Below are 24472 nucleotides of genomic sequence, written 5' to 3'. Positions count from 1 at the left end.
TCTTTTAGACATGGCCCACGCGTACACACCAGGCCTCACGGTTACCGAACGCACGGTGGTTCGGCGGAAACGGTTGCTGCCGCTGCCCGGCACCGTGCTGGTGAACGTCGGCGAAGAAGTGCGCGCCGATTCGCCGGTTGCGCGCGCCGAGTTGCCCGGCAAGGTGCAGGCGGTCAACGTCGCCAATCTTCTGGGCATCGCCCCCGATGAAATCAGAGAGTATCTGATCAAACGGGAAGGCGAGCCCGTGCAGAAAGATGAGGTCATTGCAGAGAACAAGCCGCTCATCAAATGGTTCAAGACCGAAGTCCGGTCGCCGATTCAAGGCACGATCGAATCGGTCTCCACAGTGACCGGCCAGGTGCTGTTGCGCGAGCCGCCGCGCCTCCTGGAACTTCTGGCGTACATCGACGGGACCGTCGTCGAGGTGCATCCGAGTCAAGGGGTGACGGTCGAGACAGCCTGTAGCCTGGTCCAGGGCATTTTCGGGATCGGCGGGGAAACCTGGGGCAACATCGCGATCGCCGTGAAATCTCCCGAAGAAACCCTGACGCCGGAGCATCTGACCCCGGACCTCAAAGGCAAGGTCGTCGTGGGCGGCGCGTTGTGTCCGATCGAGACCATGAACAAAGCCAAGGACGTGGGCGTCGCGGCGCTCGTCGTCGGTGGCATCCACGATAAGGACCTGCGGGCGTTGCTCGGCTATGATCTGGGCGTCGCGATTACGGGAACCGAAAAGGTCGGGTTCACGTTGATCTTGACGGAGGGATTCGGCACGATTCCGATGGCCGCCAAGACGTTCAAGCTGCTGTCCGCGCACGCCGGACGGAAAGCCTCGGTCTCCGGCGCGACGCAAATCCGCGCGGGGGTGATCCGGCCGGAGATCATCATTCCGCGGCCGGACCACACGACATCTTCTCCGTCGCGAGAAGGCAAGGATGAGGGAGAGCACGCCCGCGAGGGAATCAAGGTCGGCGATCTCGTCCGCATCATCCGTGACCCGCTCTTCGGCAAAATCGGCGAGGTGTCGCGGTTGCCGCCGGACCTGCAAAAGATTCCCACCGAAAGCCTGGTGCGCGTCCTGGAGGTCCGTTTCCCGGACGGCAGCACGGCCGTCATTCCTCGCGCCAACATCGAAGTCATCGAAGGAGTCTGACGGCTGTGACACGTGATGCGTTATGCGTGAAGCGTGGGAGCGGCCGGTCGCTGGTGGCCGGCGCGCTTTTGTCCCTGTGCGCGCTGCCGGACTGGACGGGGTCGGCGGCGTCGGCCGAATCGCTTCTCGCGCCTCCGCGAGACCTTCGGGTGATCGACACCCCGAACGACGGCGGCGGCAGCCTGACCGTGCTGTGGGCGCCGGCGCCCTACGACAGCGCGACCGTCAAGTACCAGATTCTGCTCGGCGATTCCCCCTCGGCCGATTCCGCGACGATGAAAGTCATCGCCGAGTTCTCGGCCAACACCCATTACGTGCGGGAGAACAAATGGCCGTGGTGGACAAGGCCGGATCGCCCGGAGGTCCACCAATTCATTGTGAAGAACGGCAAGGGCATCGAGCTGAAAGACGGCGTCGCCTACACCGTCACGGTCGCGGCGGTCAGCGGCGATGACCGCGCGTTCGCCGTGCCGATTGCCGCCGCGCCGGCGCCCAATTGGATCAACTGGAACCAGATGAACAACCTGCTCCTGGCCCTGCTGTTCGGCTCGGTCGTGTTCTACGCGATCCGGACGGCGAAGCGACGGGAGATCTTCCTCCGCCGGATTCCCGGGCTCGACGCGGTGGACGAAGCCATCGGGCGCGCGACCGAATTGGGCAAACCGATCCTCTATCTGACCGGCGCGCACGACATGAGCGATCCCTCGACCATCGCGGCCGCCGTCATTTTGGGCCGGGTCGCGAAGCGGACGGCGGCCTATGAGACCGAGCTGCTGGTACCGCACCGCGATCCGATCACGATGGCGGTCTGTCAGGAAATCACGAAGCAAGCCTATCTGGAAGCAGGGAAGGCGGACCAATTCAAGGAAGACTCGAACTTCTTCATCACCACCGATCAGTTCAGCTACACAGCCGCCGTGGACGGGATCATGCTGCGCAAGAAGCCGGCGGCGAACTTTTTCATGGGCGCCTACTTCGCCGAATCGCTCCTGTTGACCGAGACCGGCGCCAGCACGGGCGCGATCCAGATCGCCGGCACCGATTCCGACCACCAGTTGCCGTTCTTCGTGACCACCTGCGATTACACCTTGATCGGCGAAGAGCTGTACGCCGCCAGCGCCTATTTGTCCAAAGAGCCGGTGCAGATCGGCACGCTGCGCGGCCAGGACATCGGCAAAGCGTTCATCCTGAGCGTGATCGGTCTGGGCACGCTCGTCGCCACCGCCGGGGTGTTGTTCGGCACGGAGTGGCCGCAGATCCTGCTGGACGTCTTCCGGGATCTCAAATGATCTTCTTTCGCCGACAGGCGCCGCTGCTGGTGACGCTGGTGACCGGGCTGGTCTTCGCAGCCCAATACTATGTGCCGCATCCGGCCTCCGAGCACCTCCTCACCTCGGTCACCAAGTGGATGCAGATCATCGGCGGCTTCGCGTTGGTGCTCGGCATCACCAGCCTGTTCCATCTGCATGCCGTAAAGATCCGTCGCAAGGAGCCGGGATGGGGGTACAGTCTAGTCTTGTATGCCGGCCTGCTCGGCACGATCGCCGTCGGCTTGTGGGCGAACGGCAAGGAGACGATGAACGGAGCGCCGACCGCGTTCGGCTGGATCTATACCTATATGTTGGTGCCGTTGCAGGGAACCATGTTCGCCATCCTGGCGTTTTTCATCGCCTCCGCCGCGTACCGGTCGTTCCGGGCGCGCAGCCGCGAAGCAGCCGTCCTGCTGGTCGCCGCGATCATCGTCATGATGGGCCGCGTGCCGCTCGGCGAATACCTCCTGCCGGCCAGCGGCGACGTCTCCCAATGGATTTTGAACGTGCTCAACGCCTCGGTCCGGCGCGCCATCCTCATCGGCGTGAGCCTGGGTGCCGTGGCGCTCTCGTTCAAAATCATCTTCGGCGTGGAACGGTCGTACCTCGGTGGCGGTAAGGAGTGACGTCATGCGTAATGCGTCATGCGTGACAGGTAAAACTCAGCTTGGGGGTGCAGACACCTCACACTTTACGCATCACGCTTCACGTTTTACGTCTCACGAGGGCTTCAAGTGACCTTCGCTGAGCGCATGCTCAAGATCGACCGGCGGATCATCTTTGCGGTGATCGGCCTGTGCACGCTGTTGCCGCTCCTGTACCCGGTCGGCCTGCCGATCAAGGTGTCGCCGGAAGTGCGCGGGGTGTACGACTACATCGAGAGCCTGCCTCCGGGTTCGGTGTTCCTGCTGTCGATGGACTTCGATCCGGCTTCCAAGCCGGAACTGTATCCCCAATCAATCGCCATCCTGCGCCATGCCTTCCGCAAGAACCTGCGGGTGATCGTCATGACCCTATGGGTTACCGGCACCGGTCTCGCGGACCAGGTCATCAGCCAGGTCGCCCAGGAGGCGGGCAAGGTCAACGGCCGGGACTACGTGTTTCTCGGCTGGAGCCCGGGCGCCGGGTCGGTCATCATCAACATGGGGCAGGACCTCTACACCACCTTCCCCTTCGATTACTACGGAAAGCCGACCAAAGAGTTGCCCGTGCTGAACGGCGTCCAGAACCTGCGCGACGTGAACTACGCCGTAAGCTTGGCGGCCGGCAATCCCGGCGTGGAAGCGTGGTATGTCTTCGGCAAGGACAAATACAAGTTCGAGCTCGGCGGCGGCTGCACGGGCGTGATCGCGCCGGGTCTGTATCCCTTGCTGAGAAGCGGCCAAATCAACGGGCTCATCGGCGGCCTGCGCGGCGCCGCCGAATACGAAAGCCTGATCGGCCAGAAGGGGAGAGCCGTGGCCGGGATGGACGCCCAGTCCGCGACCCATTTCGCCATCATCGTGCTGGTGATCCTGTGCAACATCTTCTATGTCTCCATACGAGCGAAACAGAAAGGTTGAGGCTAAAACCATCAACCTTAACCTGATCCTCATCGGTGGCGGCCATGCCGTTTGACACGTTGCTGGGTGCCTGGATCGCGACGGGATTGACGCTGTTTATCCTGTCGTTCCTGTACGAAGACAACCCGCTCTTCAAGGTGGCGGAACACCTCTATGTCGGGGTGTCGGTCGGTTACACGATCGTGAAGGCCTACGATACGGTGATCATCCACTTGATCTACGAACCGATGGTCAAGCAGGGCGACTGGTCCCTGCTGATCCCGCTGTCGATCGGGATGCTGATGCTGACCCGCTATGCCCCGAAGGCCGCCTGGTTGTCCCGCTACGCGTTCGCCTTCATCGTGGGGGTGGGATCAGGACTCGCGATTCCGCGGACGATCTCCTCGTACATCCTCAAGCAAGTGGAAGATACGGTTCGGCCCCTGGTGTCAATAGTCCCGGGAGACGGCCTGACTTTCAGCTTCAACCTCTTGAACCCGGCCAGCAACCTGAACGCGATCATCATTCTGCTCGGTGTCACGTCGGTGCTGTTCTATTTCTTCTTCTCCATCGAACACACCGGTGCCGGCAAAGCCGTCGCCCGAACCGGCATCCTGTTTCTGATGATCTCGTTCGGCGCCGCCTTCGGCTACACCGTCATGGCCCGTATGTCCCTCCTGATCGGCCGGCTGACCGACCTGATCGAATTTTCCGATCCTGCCTACGGGCGCGCCTCGCTGTGGCTGGCGGCCGTGACCGTGGCCGCGCTGGTCATTTGGACCCGTAAGCGCGGCGAACACCCACCTGAAGGATAATTAGCCCTGATTCGAACGTAACCTTCTCGATCAAGAGGTTTCTACCGTTTCTCCCAATATCCTCTCCCTCCTCTGGAGGGAGAGGACAAAGGTGAGGGTGGTGCCCGGTGGTTCTTCCAGAAATCGTCCGGGCCCAGCCTCCGCACGCGGTTGCGGGTGACGGCGGGCCTCCGTTAGAATGCCGTTCTTGATCATCATGGATACACAAGCGACGCCGACGCCCAAGGATCCCAAGAAATATCCGCTGCTCCGGAATCTACAGTTCTCGCCGATTCGGCAGAATGAAGAGCAGTACATGGTCCTCTGGGACCCCACCGGCTTGAGCAAGGAGAAGCTCATCCTGCCCTTGAGCTATTTCTTCCTGGTCCAGCATTTCGACGGGGAACATTCGCTCGAAGAGATCGGCGTGCTCTATCTCAAGCGCTTCGGCGAGTTTCTGAATCCCCGGAACCTCGAACGGCTGGTTGAGGATTTGGACGCGAAGCTGTTCTTGGAAGGGGAGCGGGTCGAGGCGGCAAAAGAACAGGCCAAGAAAGCCTATCGCGAATCACCCGTCCGGAAAGCCGCCTTCGCCGGACGCGGCTATGAGGCAGACGGCCAGAAGCTCCGGGCGCAGATCGAGGGCTTCTTTTCGTCCAAAGAAGGGCCCGATTTCAAGCCATCCGAGAACCGGGGGAAAAAGATCAAAGGCCTCGTCGCTCCGACCTACGACCTCCGCCAGGCCGGTCCTATTTATGCCTGGGCCTACAAGGAACTGCAGGAAGCCGAGGCGCCGGACCTCTTCGTGCTCTTGGGCACCGCCTATTCCGGAATGGAGTCGTTTTACGCGGTCACGGACAAAGACTTCGAGACGCCGTTGGGCGTCGCGCAGGCGGATCGCGCCATCCTGGACCGGCTGAGAACCACCGTCCCGCAATGCTTTGACGACGAGCTCTGCCATCAACACGAGCACGCGATCGAATTCCAACTACCGTTTCTCCTGCACATCGTCGGCGGCAAGAAGCCCGTGACCATCGTGCCGGTCCTCTGTACCTTTCCTGCAACCAGCCTCAGCGATCCGCAGAGCCGACAATTGATCGACTCCTTCATCGCCGCCCTCAAGGACGCGATCGCCGCCTCCGGCCGGGACGTCTGCGCAATCGCCGGCGCGGAACTGGCCCATATCGGCCTGCGGTACGGCGACCCGTCGCCGCCCACCGACTTTTCCTTCCACCGCTGCATGCAGCAGGATCTGGAGATGCTCAAACACGCGGAGAATCTCGACCCGGAGGCCTTTGCGCAATTCATCCGGAAGGAGAACGACCAGCGCCGGATCTCCGGGTTCTCGGCCATCTATACGCTGCTGCGCCTGATTCAAGCGGAAAAGGGCCAGGTACTGCGCTACGACCGCGGGATCACCGACCAATATAATTCGACGGTCACCTACGCCAGCATGGCGTTCTTTTAGCGTTCCGAAGCTGGTACGGGCCGAAGCGGGATAGGCTGCTCGATCTGCTAAGGAAGAGGCTGCGGTGTGAAGGGATGCGGGTACGGGGATATCCCAACGTCTCAGACAAAACAAAGGGATCCCCTTATTGTTAGCCTCCGAGCCAAGGAATCCAGGCGCAATGTGAAGCGAAAGTGGATCGCTGAGGTAATCGAGCAGGTCGGGCAGTCCAGCGGGCCTGGCTAACAACCCGCTTGAGCGGCCCGGCATGAATGCTACGTAGTCAATCGATCGAGGCAGCGCCGGTCGCTCAGCACCGAGGCGTTAGACAGCGGGAACGTGACACGAAAGAGAGGCTGAACGTGGCGGAAATTACACGTCGTCGAAGCGGAGAGTTGGTGCGGGGTGTGTTCAAGCTGCTCTTGGCTCACCCAGAGGGGGTACCAGCGAAATCCATACTGGAGAAATTGGCGGAGATTGTCCCGCCTACAGATTTCGAGAAGACCACTTACCCGCGCCGCCCAGACGTCCGCCGCTATGAGAAGATCGTAAGGTTCTCCACGATTGGTCCTGTGAAGGCCGGATGGTTGCTGAAGAATAAGGGACTCTGGACGCTGACCGATGCAGGTCGCAGGGCATACGAACAGTTTCCGGACCCGGAGGACTTCATGAGGGAAGCAGGACGGCTGTACCGCAAGTGGGCGGCCGAGCAACCTCAGGAACCCGAGGCTCTTGTGGACGAAGGCTCGCCGGACGCAGCCACGACCCTCGAAGAAGCAGAAGAAGCAGCGTGGACAGAGATCGAGGAGCACCTGGAACAAATGAACCCGTACGATTTCCAGGAACTCGTCGCGGGCCTTCTTCGGGCAATGGGCTACCACGTAGCGTGGGTTTCCCCGCCGGGGCCGGACAAGGGCATTGACGTCATCGCCCACACTGACCCACTCGGGATACAGGGGCCGAGGATCAAGGTTCAGGTGAAGCGCCGAACCGACAAGACCACTATCGACGGCGTCCGCTCGCTGCTCGCTCTGCTGGGTGAAGGGGACGTGGGCCTTTTTATCTCCACGGGAGGGTTTACGCGCGAGGCGGAAGAGGAAGCTCGGCGGCAGGAGAAGCGACGCGTCATGCTCGTTGACCTAAAGCGACTGTTCGATCTCTGGGTGGAGCACTACGACCGTATCCCGGAGGTGCAACGACGATTGCTGCCGATTCGACCCGTGTATTTTCTTATCCCGGAGGAGTGATGCAGTCTAACAACAGGATGAATCTGATGGGCCGCTCGCAGCCCGTAGGTTATCCTGAGCGTTAGACAGTGGGCACGCGGCAAGGTGCATTCTCACGTTCAAGGAGGTCGCCCTCATGGCAAACGAGTTTACAGCGGTCATTGAACAGGACGAGGGCTGGTTTGTCGCTTACTGTCCGGAGATTCCTGGAGCGAACGGCCAGGGACGGACAAAGGAAGAAGCATTGGAGAGTCTTTCCGACGCCATTGCGCTTATCCTTCAAGACAGGCGGGAGGACGGCCTGCGCGGGATTCCGCCAGAGGCGATCTGTGAAAAGGTCGTTGTGAAGTGAAGCGCAATGATCTTCTGCGTCACCTTCGCAGACATGGCTGCTTTCTCAAGCGTGAAGGTCGCTCCCACTCGCTCTGGTGCAATCCAAAGACTGGTTGGGTTGAAGCCGTTCCAAGGCATGTCGAGATTCCCAACAAGCTCGCCCGACAAATCTGCGGCGCTCTTTCAGTCCCAGAGATTGGAAAGGAGGAAAGCGCTGTCTAATCTGGTGATTGGCGAAGAAAAAGGTTCCAGGAACCCTTTCTCAGACGCAGGAACCATTTCTCAGACGTGGAACAGAACAAAGGGGTCAGAACAGAACAAAGGGGTCAGACCCCTTATTGCTTCTTAGACCCCTTATTGCTTCTTCTCGCATCACCCGGAGATACTCATGCTTCGATCGTCGCGCCATGCCGCCTGTCTCAATTCTGGCCCTCCTTCTGCCTGGCACCATGCCGGGTCGGAGGGTAAGATTGACACATGACGAAACGATCTGTCGCTCGGCAAGATTGTAGATGACTCAATATTTGAGATTGACAGCGAAATCCTTGGACGATATTTTGGTAGCGCATTCAATCTAAAGGATCTGACATACCATGACATTCTCCGTTCAGACCCACCGCTTTACGGTTGAAGATTTCCATCGGATGGAGACCGCCGGCATTCTGAAGGAAGACGACCGCGTTGAACTGATCGACGGAGAACTGATTGAAATGACACCGATCGGCCCAGCGCATAGCGCCTGCGTGAATCGGCTGACTCGAATTCTGGTCCAACGCGCCGGTGACCGTGTTCTTGTCAGCGTGCAAAACGCGGTCGTGATGAGACCACGCTCGGAGTTTTACCCTGATGTAGCCGTATTGCGTCCCAGAGCGGATGACTATGCTGCAGAGCTTCCCGGCCCCCAAGACGTATTGCTCCTGATCGAAGTGGCCGACACCGCCCTGCGATTCGACCGAGAGGTCAAGCTCCCCCGCTATGCCGAGGTCGGCATTCCGGAAGTCTGGATCGTCAATCTGTCTGACGCCTCCATCGAGGTCTACCGCGATCCGGCACCCACGGGCTACCGATCCACAACCGCGTTTCGCCGTGGGGATCAGCTCAAACCCAGCCTTCTTCCTGCTCTCAACATCGCAGTCTCAGAGATCTTGCCGCCCTGACCGCATTGCGCACATAACCGGTCGCCAACTGCACTTAGCCATCGAGCACCTACCGCACCTTGGAAAGCAAAAGAGGGACACGCTCCTTTTAGGAGAGAAGTTCCAGGTCGGCCCCGTGCGTGCAACGTGGAGCCCAACCCAGACCGTTTGCGAGGCGCTGTTGCTAGTCTGGGTGCCCCTCCTTTTTCTTCAGCGGACCATGTGGGGGAAAGGCGAATCGACCTTCACCTCACCCCGGAGAGGCCGCGTGGAGCGGTTCGGCGAGGCGAAAGAGGATGGTGTGGGTTCCGGAGAGCACATCGAAGTCGACCAGGATCTGATGAACTTTGACGCCGAGGCCTTTTTCAAGCTCGGCCCGCAGCAGCGACTCGCCTGATTTGAACAACGCCGTGTACACCTGCTCCAGCAACGCGCGCCCGCTCTGTGATTGCGCCAGCCGTTCTTCCGCCGGAATGAAAGCGCTGCGGGTCAACGTCACTTCGATGATATGGTCGCTGACACGAACCTGCGCGCGAGTGTAGCTGGACTTCATGAACTCGGTCTGAAAGTTCAACACCGCCAACATGACCGCGTACTCGATCTCGGCTTTCGTTCTGGCCGCGCATTTCATCGTCGGCGACTCCTGAACTTTGTGGGTGTGGTTTCTGCGTGCTGTTCGCTTCTCCTCCAGCGTCGTCCGAAACCGATCACGGATAAAGGCGTCCAGCGACCGAGGCACCGCGTCATCCGTTGCCCCGGGATCGAAGGTCACCGCGGCGGCCTCCGCTTCCTCCAAGCCCGCGCTCCGCGGACTGAGGGTCCTCACCTGTCCATGCGCGACGTGTAACCTGTTCATCGCGGGGCCTCCTTTGCGATGCGCTCTCAGCCCTGATCCGAGATTTTTCTGACCATAAACCCTTTATGCTCTTCGCCCCGTCACCCGTTGCACCGGCACAGCAACGGGCTCCCGGGATAGGAGGGAAATGTTCTCGGACACCACCCTCACCTTTGTCCTCTCCCTCCGGCGGAGGGAGAGGAGTTTTGGCTCATTGTGCTGTATGGGGAATCCCCCTCGCCCCTCCCTCTCCCACCAGCGGGGGAGAGGGAAAGGAGAGTCGGGGGTGAAGCTACCGGCTATTCGCCATTCGCTGCCGGCTACTGTTAGTACGCTTTGCTGTAGCCCGCCTCGCCGTCGTAATTCCAGAGCTTCTGCGCGGCGGACCACCACCAGCCCCGCCTGGTCAGCGCGTCGAGAAACGCATTCACGTCCGCGTCCTGCACGTCCCGCGTCGCCATGAACCGGCAGCGGTACCAATTCACCATCAGCAGATCGGGACTGACGAAGCCCGGCCACACCTTCGTCCCCCGGTTCGAGATGAACTCGCACTTGAAGGGACCGAACTCCCCGTCGGCGAACTTCGGAATGCCCTTGTCGGTGATGATGTAAATATCCACACCCACCAGCTTGATCTCTTTCTTCTTTTTCGTCGCGATCGCTTCTTGGGTAAGCGTCGGCATCGTGTCCTCCTCACTTCCGCGCCGCGCGCATCTTATCGATGATGGCCTGCGCGTATTCGTCCGTCTTGGCGGTCCCGCCCACGTCGTAGGTGACCGTCTTGCCTTCTTCCAGCACCTGATACATCGCCCGCTCGATCCGGTCCGCCGCGTCTTTTTCGTTCAGCCAGCGGAGCATCATCACGCCGGAAATGAGCACGGCCGACGGATTGACTTTCTTCATCCCGGCGTATTTCGGCGCCGATCCGTGGACGGCTTCAAAGATCGCACAGTTGTCGCCGACGTTGGCGCCCGGCGCAAAGCCCAGCCCTCCCATCAACCCGGCGCAGAGATCGGTCAAGATATCGCCGTACAGGTTGGGCAGGACCAAACAGTCGAACTGGCCGGGATTGCGGACCAACTGCATCGCGCAGTTGTCCACGATGATGTCGCCGGTCTCGATGTCGGGATATTTCTTCGCCGCGGCGCGGAAGGCTTCGAGAAACAGGCCGTCCGTCATCTTCATGATGTTGGCCTTGTGCACGCAGTACACCTTCTTCCGGCCGTTGTCCCGCGCCCACTTCAAAGCGAAGTCCGCGATGCGATACGAGCCGGGCCAGGTGATGACTTTCAAACATTGCGCCACCTCGTCGGACACCATGTGTTCGATGGCGGCGTAGGAGTCTTCGGTGTTCTCCCGGAAATTGATGATGTCCAGCTTGTCCCAGGGGCGCTTCAGCGCGGGAATCAACCGCACCGGGCGCACGTTCGCATAAAGGTCGAAGACCTTGCGCAACGTCACGTTGGCGCTCTTGTGACCGGTTCCGATCGGCGTCGTTGTCGGGCCCTTCAACGCCACCTTGTTCTTGGCGATGCTTTGGACCGTCTTGTCCGGCAACAACGTGCCGTACTTTTCCAGACAGTCGAGGCCGATCTCCTCGTACTCCCATTGAATATCGACGCCGCTGGCGTCGATGACCATGCGCACCGCCTCGCAAATCTCCGGGCCGGTGCCTTCACCCGGAATCATCGTCACGACATGTTTCGCCATTCACAACCTCCCTTAAGCAGCAAGGGCGATCGGACCATCCGCTCCCCTTTCGTGACCTGGTTGAGTGCAATTGCGATTCCACACGCACAAGCAAGCCAAAGATAGAAAGAGTCCTGAAGGAGACCGCGGATTGCGCGGACCGGAGGGATCGAAGCGCCGGCACGGTTTCGTTATCCGCAGCCGCTCGCGTGCGGGAACACACGCGACGTGCGGTGTACCGTGCGCGCGCGCTCACAGCCGTGTCTCCTTATCCCGCATGACTCGCGCGGGTTCGTGACGTTCCGCCCGTTGCAGCCGGTGACGCAAAGAGATACCCGGCAGACGCGAGGTGAGACGGGCAAGCGCAATGTGGCCGCCGCATCGTGTCTTCTCTCAATACGCCGCAGCCGGCGAGAGCGGCTCGTTCGAGACGAGCTTCAGGATGCGGAATCCATCGAACCTCGCGGTCGCGCTCCCCATTGTAATCAGGCCGACCCGCCCGCCTTGGCGGACCGGCTCATCCGAAACCGCCAAGACCTCCGCTCCGTCGAAAAACAGGGCGAGACGCGGCCGGCTGAGATGGGCGAAGTTCTCTCGCTGAATGCGCAACACATGCCACGCGCCGGGTTTCGGCTTGACGGCGGCCGTGCCGACCAGCTTCATCCGTCCCTGCTCAATCCGATGGATCGACACTTCGGTCAGGTCGTGGTTCACCGTCGCTGCATAGAGGGTCTCCCCATTCCGCCCGCCCACGGCAATCCCGGCTCGGCCTGCTTGTCTCTCGCCGAGCTTGAGCCGCACCGTCACGTCCACGTAGTCGAAGGACGTCTCTTCGGTCAGGAGCGCGTGCACACAATCGGTATCCGTGCAGACGGCATGATGCACGAGCACGTGCGGAGCGCTCGGCGCCTGAGGATCGGCCTCGATGCGCCAGTCGGCCCGGTCTCCACGAACCGCGTCCGAGACGAGAAATCCTTGAGGAACGGAGCCGGGTGCCTCGTTGTCGAATTCCCACACGCGAAGCAGATCCTGCGCCGGAGGGTTCGCATGGACGGCGACGTCCAGCACTTCCTGGGAGCGGACGGGAGTGGGCAGTGTGACCTCAGTTCCTTCCGGCACCAGGGCCTTGACCAGATCATTGCCCACCAGATGAGCCCAGACGCCGACCATCCCGACGGGAAGAGGAACACGGTCATGCCATTGCTTGACGAGACGGACCCTGGCTTGCACGGTGCTCGGGGTGCGGTCCAGCGACAATGTTTCCAGCAGAAGCAGGGCTTGCGCCGCCGTCATCTTGTCCAGAGGATCTTCCACCAGCTCCAGCGCCTGCTCCGCCTCGCGGCCGGCGAGATCCCGCCACGGATGCTCGTACCGGCGATTCCAGGCCAGCCACTGAATGCGGTCCCAGGCCATTTCCAACAGGAATGCGCCGCGCCCTGCGCCATCCGCCTCGCTCGCCAGCTGGAACAGTTGTCCGTGCAGCGCCAAGGCCGCCTCCGCTTCACCGTTCCAGCGATACAGCGCGCCCAGCCGACGGCGTATCTCAGGAGACGCCGCATCGGAGTGCACGACGTTCTCGAATGCGGCGATGGCGCCGTACAACGCCTCAGCGGCGGGTTCCTCTCCCGTCGCGACGGCTGTCAGTTCCTGGCGCCAGGTCGGCGCCTGGATATTCCAATACAGCTCGGCCAGCCGGCGTTTGGCAGCCTGGTCGGCCGCATTGATGCCGCTTTTCTTCAGACCTTCGTCCAGAAACGCCTCGAATAACTCGGTCCCCATCAGGATGTTCGCCTCGGCATCATTGGGATCGATGAGCAGGAGTCGCTTCAGCAGCCCCAGCCGATCGCTCCGGCCGGGCAGGTGTTTGGCTCGCTCGATCCCGGCCCGAAAGTGCTCCGCCGCTTCTGCCTTGCTCCACCAACGCGCCGAGCCGACAACCAATCCTCCCTTGACCGGAGGCTCAGCGGATGGTGCACCCGGGCGCTCGAACGCCCGACCGATGTTGTCAGGATCAAGACCATACCGTGCCCCGGGGATTTGAGGCGCATCGGCCAGCGCTTCATTCACCACCGCCGCGTCTCGCGCATACCCCAGTTTTCGCAACCCGCTCACGACGACGAACCGGACGTCAACCTCGCGGACCGGGCCGTACCGGCGAATCTGCCCGCTCGCCCACCAGACTTCCCCGGGCCGGAGCGCCAACGGGGCGGTGAAGGGATCGGGATAAGTGATGCGGGCTTCGACCAGCGTGCCACGCACGGCGACCGGATCGTTCCCCTTCTCCTGGATCGCGATCGACCGGGCCGGCCGGACCTTTTGAATGGTGATCCGCGGCGTCGTTTCTTTGACGACGGCCGGCGACACGAAGATCGCGGGTGGATAATTCTTCCAGGTGTCCGCCTGCCGATGCGATTCCGCAATCAGCCCGAAGCCGACCCCCCGGCCCACCGCGCCGAACACACCCGTTTCCGGCTCGTCGTCCACGAGCGCGCGATGGGCCTTCATCGTGTCCTCCCAGCAGGCCTTGTCCGCCCCGGCCGGCGCTCCTGGCTGGCGGCGCAGCGCCAGACAACCCAGGTCGAGCGCGGCCCAAGTCGCCCAGTTCGCCGAAGCCAACGCTTCCGCGTACTGCGCGACGAGGCGAGCCGGATCGTCACCGGCCCGGTCAAGCCGTTTTGCTTTGGCCGTCAGATCGGCCGCTCTTGCCGACATCGACAACCCGACCAACCAGACCATCGTGACCACTCCGATACGCGCGAATATCCGTGCGGATCCCATGTTCTTCTCGCCCTCCGATGCTTCAATACCCCGGCGGCCTGGCGTAAGGCGGCGTCCGGCTCCGAAGCCGAAGTGAGGGGGACCGGAGGTCCTCCCCACCGACGGACCGTTTCAGCGAAGAGGGGATGGTCGCTGCGCCGTCGCCGGTGATCCGAAGCGGAAGATGACACGTAACAGTCTGCCCGACTTGCGCGGTCGGACCAGCCCCAACAGAACGTCGTGCTTCGCCTCGACCGGGCCGGATGACAGTGGCGCCGACACAGGGACGCCCTGAGCCGCCATCAGCAGGAGGCGCCCTTCTTCCTTTTCATCGGTGCCCGACTCATCGTGTATCGACGCGGGCTTGCAAGCGGAGTTCCCGAAGCCCGGCGGAACCCGGTTCCGGAAGGAGAAAGCGCAACTCGGCTTGCTTTCTCATCAAACGGCTGACGAGTCTTACCACTGGCCGGAAGAACACAGAAAAGAGGTCGCCATGGAGGCTAAAAGACGTGTATACGCACACGGAACGCACGAACTTCCGTGCGATGCCGCACCACAAGGCCCGGGATGGGCGGCCGAACCCTATCTGAAGAGAGGTGTCCCCTAAGTCATTTCTTCCGGCGGCGGTCCAGCATCCAGCGGGTGATCCCTAGATGTTTGGCCGCCTGGGTCTTGTTCCCCTCAGACCGTTGCAGCACCTCAGCGATGATCCGATCCTCCAGATCCGCCAGGGACTGTTCCCCAACCCGGAAGCGGATGCGCACGGTCATCGGATCATCGGAGTCCGCAGCGGCGGGCCGGTCTTCCGCGGGACTTTCGGAGGCTGGCGGGGAGGCTCCCTGGAGATCGGACGGAAAGTGGGCTGCTTCGAGTTGGTCTCCGGAGCAGAACAGGACGGCGCGTTCGATCAAATTGTTCAGTTCACGGACATTGCCCGGGAACTGGTAATTCCCCAGGACGGCCTTGGCGCTCTCTCCCAGCGTACGAACCGGTTTTTTGAGCGCCAGGGCGGAGCGAGCCAGAAATTGTTCGGCCAGCGGAATGATGTCCTCGCGGCGGTCCCGGAGCGGCGGAACAGTCAGCGTGACCACGTTGAGCCTGAAATAGAGGTCCTCGCGGAACTCGCCTTTCGTGACCGCCTCCTTGAGATTGCGATTCGTCGCGGCCATGAATCGAACGTCGACCGGAATGCTCGCCGAGCCTCCGACCCGGCGCAACGTCCGCTCTTCGAGGACCCGCAACAGCTTGGCCTGCAGCGGGAGGGGCAGGTCGCCGATCTCGTCGAACAACACCGTTCCTCCCTCGGCCATCTCGATCAAACCGCATTTCCTGCCGGAGGCGCCCGTGAACGAGCCTTTCTCGTGGCCGAACAACTCGCTTTCGAACAGTTCGCGCGGGATCGACGGACAATCGACCTCGACGCAGGGCTTGTCGGCCCGGGAACTGTTGTAGTGAATCACGCGGCTCATGTACTGCTTGCCGGTGCCGGTCTCGCCTTGCAGGAGGACCGTTACCCGGTCGTTCTTGGCGAGTTCCCGCACCTGCTGCAGAAAGGCCTGGGTGACGGGACTCCTGGCGACGACCCGATCGAGGGCGTAGCGGTCCGTGTCCTGGCCGCTGTGCAGTTGCACCTGCCGGCGCAGCGCGAGCAAATCCGTCGCGCGACCCAGCGCGTGCAGGAGATCGTCCATGTCGATGGACTTGGCCACGAAATCGAAGGCGCCGAGCCGCATGGCTTCGACCGCGTCCTTCACGGTGCCTCTCGCCGTGAGCAGAATGACGAGGAGATTCGGCGCAACCTGTTTGACCCGGGCCAGCACGTCCAGGCCGGAGAGGTTCGGCATGAGGAGATCGAGCACCAGAATGTCGGGCTCGTAGGTCCGGAGCGTCGCGAGGGCTTCCTCTCCCGATCCGGCGGTCTGGACCAGGTACCCATGGTCGGCCAACCTCAAGGCGAAGGCTTCCCGCACGGACTCTTCATCCTCCACGAGCAGGATTTGCCATGCCATCTCAACCCTCGCCCTTCAACGGAAGCCAGATTTCGACGACCGCGCCGCTCCCCGGAGGACTGTGGATGGCCAACTGGCCCCCATGCCGTTCCACGATGTCCTGGGTGATGGTCAGACCGAGCCCGACGCCCTTCGCCTTGCCGCTCGTGAAAAACGGTTCATAGATATGTTTCAGGTCCTCCGGAGGGATGCCCCTTCCCGTGTCCGTGAAGGTGACCAGCACGCCGGCAGTCCGACGGGTGTCCCGTTTCATGGCGATCGTCAGATCGCCGCCGCCGGGCATCGCTTCGATCGCGTTCATGGCGATGTTCAGGCAGACTTGCTGAATGTGGGCGCGTGACACCTCCACCGAAGGAAGATCCGCCTCCAGGTCTTTTTTCACGGCGATGCGGTGCTTGAGCAGATTGGGCCGCAGCAGGGTGAGGGTGTCGTCGAGCAGGGCCGGAAGATCGCACGGCCGCAGGTCGAAGGGGCGCGGCCGCAACTGTCCCAGATGCGACTCCAGGAGTTCGTCGATCCTCGCGGCTTCGCGGGCGATCAGCCGGCAGCGGTCCCGCGCGGCCGGCGGCAGCGTGTCCTGCTCGGCCAGATGCATGGCGAGACTGCCGAGGCCGATCAGCGGGTTGCGGATTTCGTGCAAAATCCCGCCGGCGAGCTGCCCGACGAGCTTCACCTGCTCCGTATGACGCAGCGCCTCCAACATCTGCTCCCGCTCGCTCAGATCGGTGAGAATCGCCAGGTAATACCGGATCGCGCCGTCCGGATCCTTCACCGGGCTCACGCTTTCCCACACCAAAAACTCGGAACCGTCCTTGCGCCGGTTGACGAAGCGGTCCACGAACGCGTGTCCCGAGCGGATCGCCTGCCACAGCCGCTCGTAAAACTCCGGCGCGTGTTTCCCGGACTTCAGCACGGCGGGGGTCCGCCCGATGACCTCCTCCCGTTTCCATCCCGTCATGCGTTCCATCGCCGGGTTCCATTCGAGCAGGCGGCCGTCCGTGTCAGTCAGCATGATCCCGTCCTGCACCAGCTCGAACAGCCGGTGGTAGAGCTGCAACTGGGTCTCCTCCCGGCGCCAGCGCTCCAGCACGGTGGCTACGGTGTTCGCCACGGAGCACAGAAACTCCAGTTGCTTGTCCGAGAACTCCCGGACGCTTTTGCAATGGGCGCCCATGACGCCGTACACCCGATCCTGGACCATCATGGGCGCGCTCATGCCCGCGATCCCGCCGTGTTCGGACAGGAGCCGGGAAGGCGTGAAGCGGGTTTCATTGCGCAGGTCGCGGACGACGACCGGACGGCGCTCCCGGATCGCGTAGCCGGCTTGGGAGTGGGTCCCCCCTTCGACGGTGAGGCTGCCGATCAATCCTTCGCGCCAGCCGACCCCTGCCACGAGGTAGAGGTGTTCGTCGGACTCCCGCGGGATCAGAATCTTGCACAGCTCCACGTCGAGGGCCTCCGCGGTCAGGCGGACCGCCTCGTTCATGATCTCCTGGACCGCCACCCCGCTGACCGCCAGCGCGCCGATCCGGGCGAGCACCGATTGGAACCGGGCGACCTGGGACGCCTCGTGCGCGAGCAGCGTGCGCTCGGTGACATCCTGAAGAACCAGCAGGACGCCCGCGCCGCCGTGATAAGGAACGACGTTGAAGCGGCATTCGTAGACGAGCGGCCGGCCCCGGCGATCGGTCAGGCGATACGCTTTCGTGCCACGCGCCCCGAGGGGCTCGCGATTCCAGGCGTCGGCCTCGGCGAACAGGCGCGCGCGGAGAGACTGGAGCGGAGTCGCCGGCTCGGGTGAAGATGCGTGCGGCTCATCGGCTCTTTGGTCCGGCGCGTCGACGAGTTCCCCGAATCGCGCATTTTCGTAAATGAGGATGCCCTGGGAAACGAAGCAGAGACCGCCTTCGATGCAGTCGCTGACCCAGGCCAGCACTTCCGCGGCGGCGACTTCCGACTGTGTCAGGAGCGGCGGTTTCGGGCGCGGGCGTCGGGATGACGACATGCGTTCAACGCTCGGTCATGCGAGGAGGATGGCGGCGGGAACGTCCCGCCGGCCCTGGTAGTATAGCGGCTCTGGATGGAGGCAGTCGAGCGAGAGCAGGCCGGGCCCGGGGAGCGAGCCGCACGGCGTCATTTGGCGACGAAGTGCTCGCGGCGGCTGACCGCCACGTCGCTCACGAACATGGCGCCGGAGTGCTTGTTGAAGAGCGGGCCCAGGCCGGCCAGAATCGGCTCGACCTTCTCGTCCGGCACGACCGTGAAGACGATCACCTGGCTGCTGGTGTCGTTGAACAGCAGGTGGCCTTCATGAAAGCCGTGATGGCCCTTGCCGGATACATGATTGATGATCGTATAGCCGGTGGCGCCGACGCGATCCAGCAGATCAGTGACAAATTTCAAGTGTTCGCCCTGCACAACGATCTTGATTTCCTTCATCGGATGCAGCGTCAAGCCGATCATGATGTTCTCCTCCTCGTGTCCATCCGCCGTTGCGGTCATACCGGTGAAACTCGCCGTCTTGCGGATCGAGCGCCACGAGCGTGACCCACCCCAGGTTGAACAACTGCTTGAGCAATGGGTGGCGGTCGATGATCGCGCGGATGCGGTCGCGCGGGGCTTCGATGACGGCGAGCAGCCGCATCGGTTCATGATAGGGTAGGCGGCCGTTCAGGACCGTCTGGGCCGGCAGTCCGATGCGCAGATCGCTCCACACGCCGGTCATCACGCCGATCCGGCCGACCACGTTGTGGTAGACCTTGCTGCCGCTGCCGTAGACCTCGTTGTCGACGGTCGAAAAGTAATGCTCCATGTTGATCCACTGGGCGACGACGAGCGGCGCGGTCATGATGGTTTCCAACAGCTTGCCGGAAGCGTCCTGCCGGTAATCATACGAATGCAGGAAGGCGCGCCCCTGCAAATCGACCGATTGGGACAAGGCCCGCCGCCCGATGATCATCAGGCTGTTGCGGGAGAGGCCCCATTCCGGACGGACCTCCGCCCAGTCCTGACTCCGCCGCCGGGCGAGGCGCCTGGCGGTGCGGGGATCGAGCCGGCCGGCGGGTCCGTCGAGCGCGCGGCAGCGCTCCAGCGCCGCCTGGTCGCCCGCTTCCTCCAAATCCTCCATGAGGCGCTGCAGATCCTTGCGGTGCGTGGCCGGCACATCCTCCAGATCGACGATGCGGACGCAGTCGGCCGTGGTGTCGTGCTGCGCGGCGAAGAAATGCGTATCGTTCGGGATCGCGATGCCGCGCGCCTGCAGCAACTCCCGGACGGCGGGCTTGTTCGCCATGGCGGCGATGACCCGCGCATTGGAGAGCCCCTGATTCCCGCCGCAGGCGCCGCAGTCGAGGGCCGACTCGTAGGGATTGTTCTCCGAGGTGCTGCCGTGGGCGCAGAACAGCACCACGCGCGCGAAGTTGGAGGTCAGTCCCATCAAGCGGAGCGCAGCTTCGACGTAATAGGCCTGCTCCGTCAGCGTGAACCCGGTCTGAGTGATACGGTCCAGTCGTTCTAAAATCCCGCGCGGGCTGATCCGATGGTGTTCGCACAATTCCTGATAGAAGGCTTTTTCCGCCTCCGGAGTGAGGCGCAAGGCGCTCGCCACTTCGCCGTTGAGCCCGTCCGCCTGACCGAGAGCCTTCCTGCGAATCTTCTCCAACAAGGCGGTGGAGAGGGCCGCGCCCGTCAGGCCGAACCGGTCCCGAACCAACTCCCGGATCCGGGCCTGCTGCTCGGCCGCTATCATTTCCTCCGCCTCTTCCCGCGTGAGCTTTTCGACCGTCAGGGTCGTCGCGACGGACGGGATCAGGAGCCGTTTCAACCAGCGGCTCGCGGTGTGGTACCAGACAGGAAGCAGCGTCTTGCCGAAGAGCGGCAAGCTGAAGAACCAGCCGAGGGCCTCCACCATGACGTAGGGCGTGATGACGTTTTCTTTCAAATCATGCAGCAGCGTGTGCGCCGCTTCGGTGAGCCGCGCCGCGGTCTTGTGTCGCTCGGCGAGCGCGCCGTGATAGCTGCGGGGTACTTCGCGAACCCGGTTTTTCGGTTTCAGCAGCACGGGGCAGTGGGAGACGGCATAGGAGGCGCTGAAGGGCTGATAATCCAGCGGCACGCCGAAAAAGCCGGCAAGCCCCAACGTTTCATAGCCCCCGCGATGCTCCAGGTGTCGGCGGAAGACCTCCGACCGCACGTCGATGCAAAACACCACCTGTGCGAGCGGTCTGGACGGCGCTTCCTGACCCGTCGCGTGGGTCGCCGCGGTGATCCGGTTGGCTCCTGCCGCCAGGCGACCCAGTATTTCACGGCGATGGCTCGCTTCAAAGGCTTCCAGCCAGCGCGGGCCGTGCTGCGAAGGCGGAACCCGTTCGAGCCAGTCGAGCACCGTCCGGACGTCGGACGGCGCGGTGGACTCGATCGCGGCCGGATCGATCGAGAGCGCCCGAGTGAGACGAACGAGAAATCGGGCCGCTGCCTGTACGGAGCCCTCGGCATCCTGCTCGGCACGCCATTCGTACTCCCGCCGTCCCGTTTGCTCCCAGGCCTGATGGTCATGCTTTTGGCGGGCGCGCGAGAGCCGTCGGACCAGTTTGACCGCCGCCTTGCGGAGGCGTCCGGCCACCCACTCCCGTCGCAGCCAGCAGGCAGACGGGTGTTGGTCCATGAATCGCCGAATCTCGTCGTAGTCTCCGGCGAGGCCGAGGCGATCGCGACAGACCCGGTCCACCAGCTCCCGCTCGTAGAACAGGCGGACCGCCAGATAGTTCACGAGATCGACGGGACACTGTTCCTGCCAGGGAAATCCGATCTGATTCGCTCGCCACTTGATATAGCCGGTCCAGCCCGGCAGCGCGGCGAGATGCAGCGTCAGATAGTCTTCCCACGCCGCCTTGGGAATCCTCAACCGCATCAAGCTCTCCAGGATCGCATCCTCAGGGCGATCCGGCAGCGCACGAATCTTCTGGGCAGCGTGTCGGATGCCGATCAGACGAAGGGTCGCATCATGTCGCGCGAGGGTTTTCCACGCTTGATAGAAGCCCTGTTCCCGGTTGGGCATGGACCACGTCGCTTCGCCTTCATCCAGGAACGCCGCACACCATGTCGTCAGTTCCCGATCGGTCGTCTCCACGATCGTCGTGCCGAGGGTGCGGTCGCACCAGGCGCTCAACGTTTCACGCGCCAAGAGGGCGACCGAATCCCCGGGCGTGGACGGGATCCGGCCGGAAGTCCCCTGTGAGGCTGAGGTGGCCTGCAGCCAGGACACGATCTTCGAGACGGTTTCAGGGTCGTCATCCTCTTTGCCGCGCCGTCCGTGCGGAGCGGGTTCCGTCACCCCGTGGATCATCGAGGCGGCCAGCACGTCGAGGTGAGAGACGGACCGTCCCGCGAACGTCACCTGCTTGTCCGAGACGAGCGGCCGAAGAACGGCCCGGAGGTCCTCGACGCGAATCCGCCCGCTGCTCAGGGAGGCACGATACGCTTCGTTGCTCAGATAGCCCCGCCCGCCGAACAACTGCGTGCCCCGCTCGACGGCCCGGTCGAACGGCAGGGATTCCAGCCCGTGAAGCGGGTTGTGATGGATGAAGGTCCGCATCGGCCAATATTGCGAGATGGCCTCGCCGGCCAGTTGGACGTAGGAACGCAGCTCCATCCGCTGCGCGTCGGTGAATGCATGAAAGGACCGAGCCATCATCCTGGTCACCGTTCCGGGACGGCCGCCCGGTTGGCGCGCAGTCGCATGCGCGCCGGCGTGCCGGCGAAGGCCTGACCCGCTTCTTCCACGTAGAGGGCGTGGAGAAACGCAACGTACAAGCGGGCGTGGATCGTGTCGAGCCAGCCGGGAAGCAGGACCCGCAGGCCATGCGCCCTGCCGTACAGGATCACCCACACGCCCACGACGAGGAGCGCCGAAAGGGCCACGAACGCCTCGAACAGGCCCTGGTGCCAGGCCGCCGCCCGGAAGTACGCGGCCGCTTCTCCCGGCGCAGGATAGAGGAAGTGGGTGAACGACTCGCCGGCCCACAAATAGGTCAGTCCGATGAAGGCCAACGTCGCGAGCATGGTCACGGAGACTTTCCACGAGGCGACACCGGTGAGCCGGTAGAGGCTGAAAACGGCCTGGGCGGACGTGACCCAGGCAAAGAAGAGGAAAATCACCATGCCTTGCGTTTCAAAGAGCGGCACATTCACCAGGCCGTGGGCGATGAGCAGGATGACAAGGGGCAGCACCAGCGTGACGACCAAGCCGGTGGCCCAGGTCATCAGCGAAAAGCCCGCCGCTTCTCGGACAGGGTGATGGCCCGGCAGTTTGAACTCGGTCCGCGCCCGGTGAATGTTCGATCCGGAATTCAGAAACAGCGTGGCCTTGAACAAGCCGTGAGCGCAGAGATGGAAGATCGCCAGCGCGAACGCTCCCAGGCCGCATTCCATGACCATGTAACCCATCTGTCCCATGGTGGAATAGACGAGCGTGCGCTTGATGCTGGACTGAGTCAGCATCGTGGCGGCCCCGATCAGGGCGGTGAGGGCTCCGATGACGAACAGGATGTAGAGCGTCGTCGGGGCCATGCCATATAAGGGGGCCAGTCGATTCACTAAAAAACCTCCGGCGTTCACAATCCCCGCGTGGAGCATGGCCGACACGGGTGTCGGTGCCTCGATCGTGCCGGACAGCCACACATGGAGCGGAAACTGGGCGGATTTGGTCATGACGGCGATCACAAGCACCAAGGTGATGACCGTCACTGAACTGACCTCCCAGCCGGTTCCCTTCCAGAATGTGGGGACCGAGGAGGCCTGCCCCACGACCCGAAATAATTCCGCTAGGTCGAGCGTGCCGAACGTGACATAGGTCAAGAGCACGCCGATGAGCAGGGCGGCGTCGCCGATCCCGTGCACCCGCAGCGTCGTGCGCCCCGCTCGCCATGCCGCCGGCCTGGCTTCATTGAATGAGAGCAGGGCCTTTAGCAACCACGTGATGGCGTGCCAGCAGATGAAGAGCCAGAACAGATTTCCGCTGGTCACCAGGCTGAGCAGGACGAACGTCAAAAGACTCAGCAGGCTGAAGAACCCGACATATCCCTGATCGCTGCGCATATAGCGCCGCGAATACGCGTGGATCACAAGACTGACGCCGGTGATCAAGACCATCATGACCGCGGCAAGCCGATCCACGATCAGTGTTGGATTCACAAAAGTAAACGGGGCCGGTAGAACAGAGAAGCGTAATAGAATCGGTTCTTGCTGACCGGTCTGATAGAGGGAGAGCAGGGCGGCTCCGGCGGCGATCGTCAGGGCGCCGATCCCGATCCTGGCGGTACGCTCGCCCAGCGAGGCGCCCAGCAAAACGATCAGACCGCTGGCGACAAGCGGGGCCCCTATGGCGATGAACGCGAAAAGAGAATTCATAAGGCTCATACTGAAAACGTGGCTTGGGTGAGCGGATTCAGCAAGAACAGTACCGCCACCGAAGGATCGGCGTGCCATGCTGGAAGAGCTTGATGCTTCGCCGGAAAATGACCGGAACCTAGGAGAGGTCGCGAGGAGCTTCTAAGAATCAGGATGCGGTAGGTTGTGCGCCCATGCACGTCGTGCATCGATGCACCTGAGGATGGCGACATCGCGCAGGGAGGGCAGGGGTTAACCTGATAGCTGACGGCTGACAAGGATGTTCGAAACAGATGATAGCGAACAGCAACCGGCCGCCGGGCAGCGTCTATTCCTTCACCGTAATCTGCATCACGATCGGCTCCAGCGGATTGTCGAACTCGTCGCGCGGGACGGCCACGATCTTGTCCACGACGTCCATCCCGCGGAACACTTCGCCGAAGACGGTATAGCGCCGGTCCAGTCCGCTGGAATCCGCCACGCAGATGAAGAATTGCGACCCGCTGTCGTTGAAGTCGCGCGTGCTGTTACTCTCGCGAGGTACTTTGGCCATCGACACCGCCCCGCGCTTGTGGGGCCGGTCGTTCGGTTCCGGGATGAGCCAATAGCCCGGTCCCCCGGTGCCGTGCAACCGGCGATCCGCTTCCTTACTCAGCGGGTCGCCGCCTTGAATGATGAACCCCGGGATGACGCGGTGGAAGGTCGTGCCGTTATAGAAGCCGAGCTTCGCCAGGTTGAGAAAATTCTCCACATGCCTGGGCGCCTCTTCGGGATAGAAGCGGACCGTGATCTCCCCGAACTTCGTCATGATCGTCGCCCGGGGATTTTTCTTCTCAAATTGCATGACCATCGG

The 24472-nt window shown here is 62.5% G+C and carries 20 protein-coding genes; 10 read left to right on the top strand and 10 right to left on the bottom strand.

Translation table 11 applies throughout. The features are described 5' to 3' along the window. Positions 1–55 precede the first annotated feature (55 nt). The 10 genes from AB1555_13365 to AB1555_13320 all read left to right on the top strand — a co-directional run bounded on the left by AB1555_13365 (position 56) and on the right by AB1555_13320 (position 8964). Positions 56–1156: a hypothetical protein gene (locus AB1555_13365; protein MEW6247679.1), complete on the top strand. Its 1101-nt coding sequence runs from the start codon at positions 56–58 to the stop codon at positions 1154–1156. A gap of 5 nt (positions 1157–1161) precedes the next feature. Then, positions 1162–2445, top strand: a complete 1284-nt coding sequence (locus AB1555_13360; protein MEW6247678.1) for a DUF6754 domain-containing protein — start codon at positions 1162–1164, stop codon at positions 2443–2445. Next, on the top strand, positions 2442–3092 hold the full coding sequence (locus AB1555_13355) for a hypothetical protein (GenBank protein MEW6247677.1): 651 nt from the start codon (positions 2442–2444) through the stop codon (positions 3090–3092). Before AB1555_13360 ends, AB1555_13355 begins: the two co-directional genes overlap by 4 nt. A gap of 108 nt (positions 3093–3200) precedes the next feature. Further along, positions 3201–4028 carry a hypothetical protein gene (locus AB1555_13350; protein ID MEW6247676.1) on the top strand — a complete coding sequence of 276 codons (828 nt, stop codon included), beginning with the start codon at positions 3201–3203 and terminating at the stop codon, positions 4026–4028. Positions 4029–4072: 44 nt separating this feature from the next. Continuing rightward, entirely contained in the window at positions 4073–4822 is a 750-nt protein-coding gene (locus AB1555_13345; GenBank protein ID MEW6247675.1) for a hypothetical protein, read from the top strand. Between the two features lie 178 nt (positions 4823–5000). Then, positions 5001–6269, top strand: coding sequence for an AmmeMemoRadiSam system protein B (amrB, locus tag AB1555_13340; GenBank protein ID MEW6247674.1), 1269 nt, complete (start codon positions 5001–5003; stop codon positions 6267–6269). 341 nt (positions 6270–6610) lie between these two features. Further along, complete coding sequence (locus tag AB1555_13335; GenBank protein MEW6247673.1) at positions 6611–7495, top strand: restriction endonuclease; 885 nt, start codon at positions 6611–6613, stop codon at positions 7493–7495. Between the two features lie 115 nt (positions 7496–7610). Beyond that, positions 7611–7826, top strand: a complete 216-nt coding sequence (locus tag AB1555_13330; GenBank protein ID MEW6247672.1) for a type II toxin-antitoxin system HicB family antitoxin — start codon at positions 7611–7613, stop codon at positions 7824–7826. Beyond that, positions 7823–8029: a type II toxin-antitoxin system HicA family toxin gene (locus AB1555_13325; GenBank protein ID MEW6247671.1), complete on the top strand. Its 207-nt coding sequence runs from the start codon at positions 7823–7825 to the stop codon at positions 8027–8029. Before AB1555_13330 ends, AB1555_13325 begins: the two co-directional genes overlap by 4 nt. 371 nt (positions 8030–8400) lie before the next feature. Beyond that, positions 8401–8964, top strand: a complete 564-nt coding sequence (locus AB1555_13320) for a Uma2 family endonuclease (GenBank protein MEW6247670.1) — start codon at positions 8401–8403, stop codon at positions 8962–8964. Between the two features lie 229 nt (positions 8965–9193). Here the strand turns inward: AB1555_13320 and AB1555_13315 are convergent, their stop codons facing one another. The 10 genes from AB1555_13315 to AB1555_13270 form a co-directional block, all read right to left on the bottom strand. Next, positions 9194–9799: a Na-translocating system protein MpsC family protein gene (locus AB1555_13315; GenBank protein ID MEW6247669.1), complete on the bottom strand. Its 606-nt coding sequence runs from the start codon at positions 9797–9799 to the stop codon at positions 9194–9196. Positions 9800–10104: 305 nt separating this feature from the next. Beyond that, positions 10105–10461: an isocitrate dehydrogenase gene (locus tag AB1555_13310; GenBank protein MEW6247668.1), complete on the bottom strand. Its 357-nt coding sequence runs from the start codon at positions 10459–10461 to the stop codon at positions 10105–10107. 10 nt (positions 10462–10471) lie between these two features. Further along, entirely contained in the window at positions 10472–11488 is a 1017-nt protein-coding gene (locus AB1555_13305) for an isocitrate/isopropylmalate dehydrogenase family protein (GenBank protein MEW6247667.1), read from the bottom strand. A gap of 372 nt (positions 11489–11860) precedes the next feature. Next, a complete protein-coding gene (locus AB1555_13300) occupies positions 11861–14245 on the bottom strand; it encodes a hypothetical protein (GenBank protein ID MEW6247666.1) in 2385 nt (794 codons plus the stop codon). Between the two features lie 587 nt (positions 14246–14832). Next, positions 14833–16233 carry a sigma-54 dependent transcriptional regulator gene (locus AB1555_13295; GenBank protein ID MEW6247665.1) on the bottom strand — a complete coding sequence of 467 codons (1401 nt, stop codon included), beginning with the start codon at positions 16231–16233 and terminating at the stop codon, positions 14833–14835. A 1-nt stretch (position 16234) separates the two neighbouring features. Then, positions 16235–18238, bottom strand: a complete 2004-nt coding sequence (locus AB1555_13290) for a PAS domain S-box protein (GenBank protein ID MEW6247664.1) — start codon at positions 18236–18238, stop codon at positions 16235–16237. Between the two features lie 128 nt (positions 18239–18366). Further along, positions 18367–18696 (bottom strand): P-II family nitrogen regulator, encoded by a 330-nt coding sequence (locus tag AB1555_13285; GenBank protein MEW6247663.1) that lies wholly within the window; start codon positions 18694–18696, stop codon positions 18367–18369. After that, on the bottom strand, positions 18620–21925 hold the full coding sequence (locus tag AB1555_13280) for a DUF2309 domain-containing protein (protein MEW6247662.1): 3306 nt from the start codon (positions 21923–21925) through the stop codon (positions 18620–18622). The genes AB1555_13285 and AB1555_13280 overlap by 77 nt, the downstream gene beginning before the upstream one ends. 5 nt (positions 21926–21930) lie before the next feature. Beyond that, on the bottom strand, positions 21931–23640 hold the full coding sequence (locus tag AB1555_13275) for a proton-conducting transporter membrane subunit (GenBank protein MEW6247661.1): 1710 nt from the start codon (positions 23638–23640) through the stop codon (positions 21931–21933). A gap of 307 nt (positions 23641–23947) precedes the next feature. Continuing rightward, the gene (locus AB1555_13270) at positions 23948–24469 is read right to left on the bottom strand and encodes a peptidylprolyl isomerase (GenBank protein ID MEW6247660.1); all 522 of its coding nucleotides are present in this window, start codon (positions 24467–24469) and stop codon (positions 23948–23950) included. Positions 24470–24472 lie beyond the last annotated feature (3 nt).

This window comes from Nitrospirota bacterium (genome assembly GCA_040755395.1).
Classification (GTDB): Bacteria; Nitrospirota; Nitrospiria; order Nitrospirales; family Nitrospiraceae; genus DATLZU01.
Note: the sequence above shows the minus strand (reverse complement) of the source record. Positions and strands in the feature narration are given on the sequence as shown.

Bases quoted from the DNA above. Each gene is read 5' to 3' on its own strand.
- AB1555_13285 (MEW6247663.1), bottom strand. From the start codon at position 18,696: ATGATCGGCTTGACGCTGCATCCGATGAAGGAAATCAAGATCGTTGTG.
- AB1555_13315 (MEW6247669.1), bottom strand. From the start codon at position 9,799: ATGAACAGGTTACACGTCGCGCATGGACAGGTGAGGACCCTCAGTCCG.
- AB1555_13355 (MEW6247677.1), top strand. From the start codon at position 2,442: ATGATCTTCTTTCGCCGACAGGCGCCGCTGCTGGTGACGCTGGTGACC.
- AB1555_13320 (MEW6247670.1), top strand. From the start codon at position 8,401: ATGACATTCTCCGTTCAGACCCACCGCTTTACGGTTGAAGATTTCCAT.
- AB1555_13290 (MEW6247664.1), bottom strand. From the start codon at position 18,238: ATGTCGTCATCCCGACGCCCGCGCCCGAAACCGCCGCTCCTGACACAG.
- amrB (MEW6247674.1), top strand. From the start codon at position 5,001: ATGCCGTTCTTGATCATCATGGATACACAAGCGACGCCGACGCCCAAG.
- AB1555_13295 (MEW6247665.1), bottom strand. From the start codon at position 16,233: ATGGCATGGCAAATCCTGCTCGTGGAGGATGAAGAGTCCGTGCGGGAA.
- AB1555_13330 (MEW6247672.1), top strand. From the start codon at position 7,611: ATGGCAAACGAGTTTACAGCGGTCATTGAACAGGACGAGGGCTGGTTT.
- AB1555_13300 (MEW6247666.1), bottom strand. From the start codon at position 14,245: ATGGGATCCGCACGGATATTCGCGCGTATCGGAGTGGTCACGATGGTC.
- AB1555_13280 (MEW6247662.1), bottom strand. From the start codon at position 21,925: ATGATGGCTCGGTCCTTTCATGCATTCACCGACGCGCAGCGGATGGAG.
- AB1555_13270 (MEW6247660.1), bottom strand. From the start codon at position 24,469: ATGGTCATGCAATTTGAGAAGAAAAATCCCCGGGCGACGATCATGACG.
- AB1555_13305 (MEW6247667.1), bottom strand. From the start codon at position 11,488: ATGGCGAAACATGTCGTGACGATGATTCCGGGTGAAGGCACCGGCCCG.
- AB1555_13345 (MEW6247675.1), top strand. From the start codon at position 4,073: ATGCCGTTTGACACGTTGCTGGGTGCCTGGATCGCGACGGGATTGACG.
- AB1555_13310 (MEW6247668.1), bottom strand. From the start codon at position 10,461: ATGCCGACGCTTACCCAAGAAGCGATCGCGACGAAAAAGAAGAAAGAG.
- AB1555_13275 (MEW6247661.1), bottom strand. From the start codon at position 23,640: ATGAATTCTCTTTTCGCGTTCATCGCCATAGGGGCCCCGCTTGTCGCC.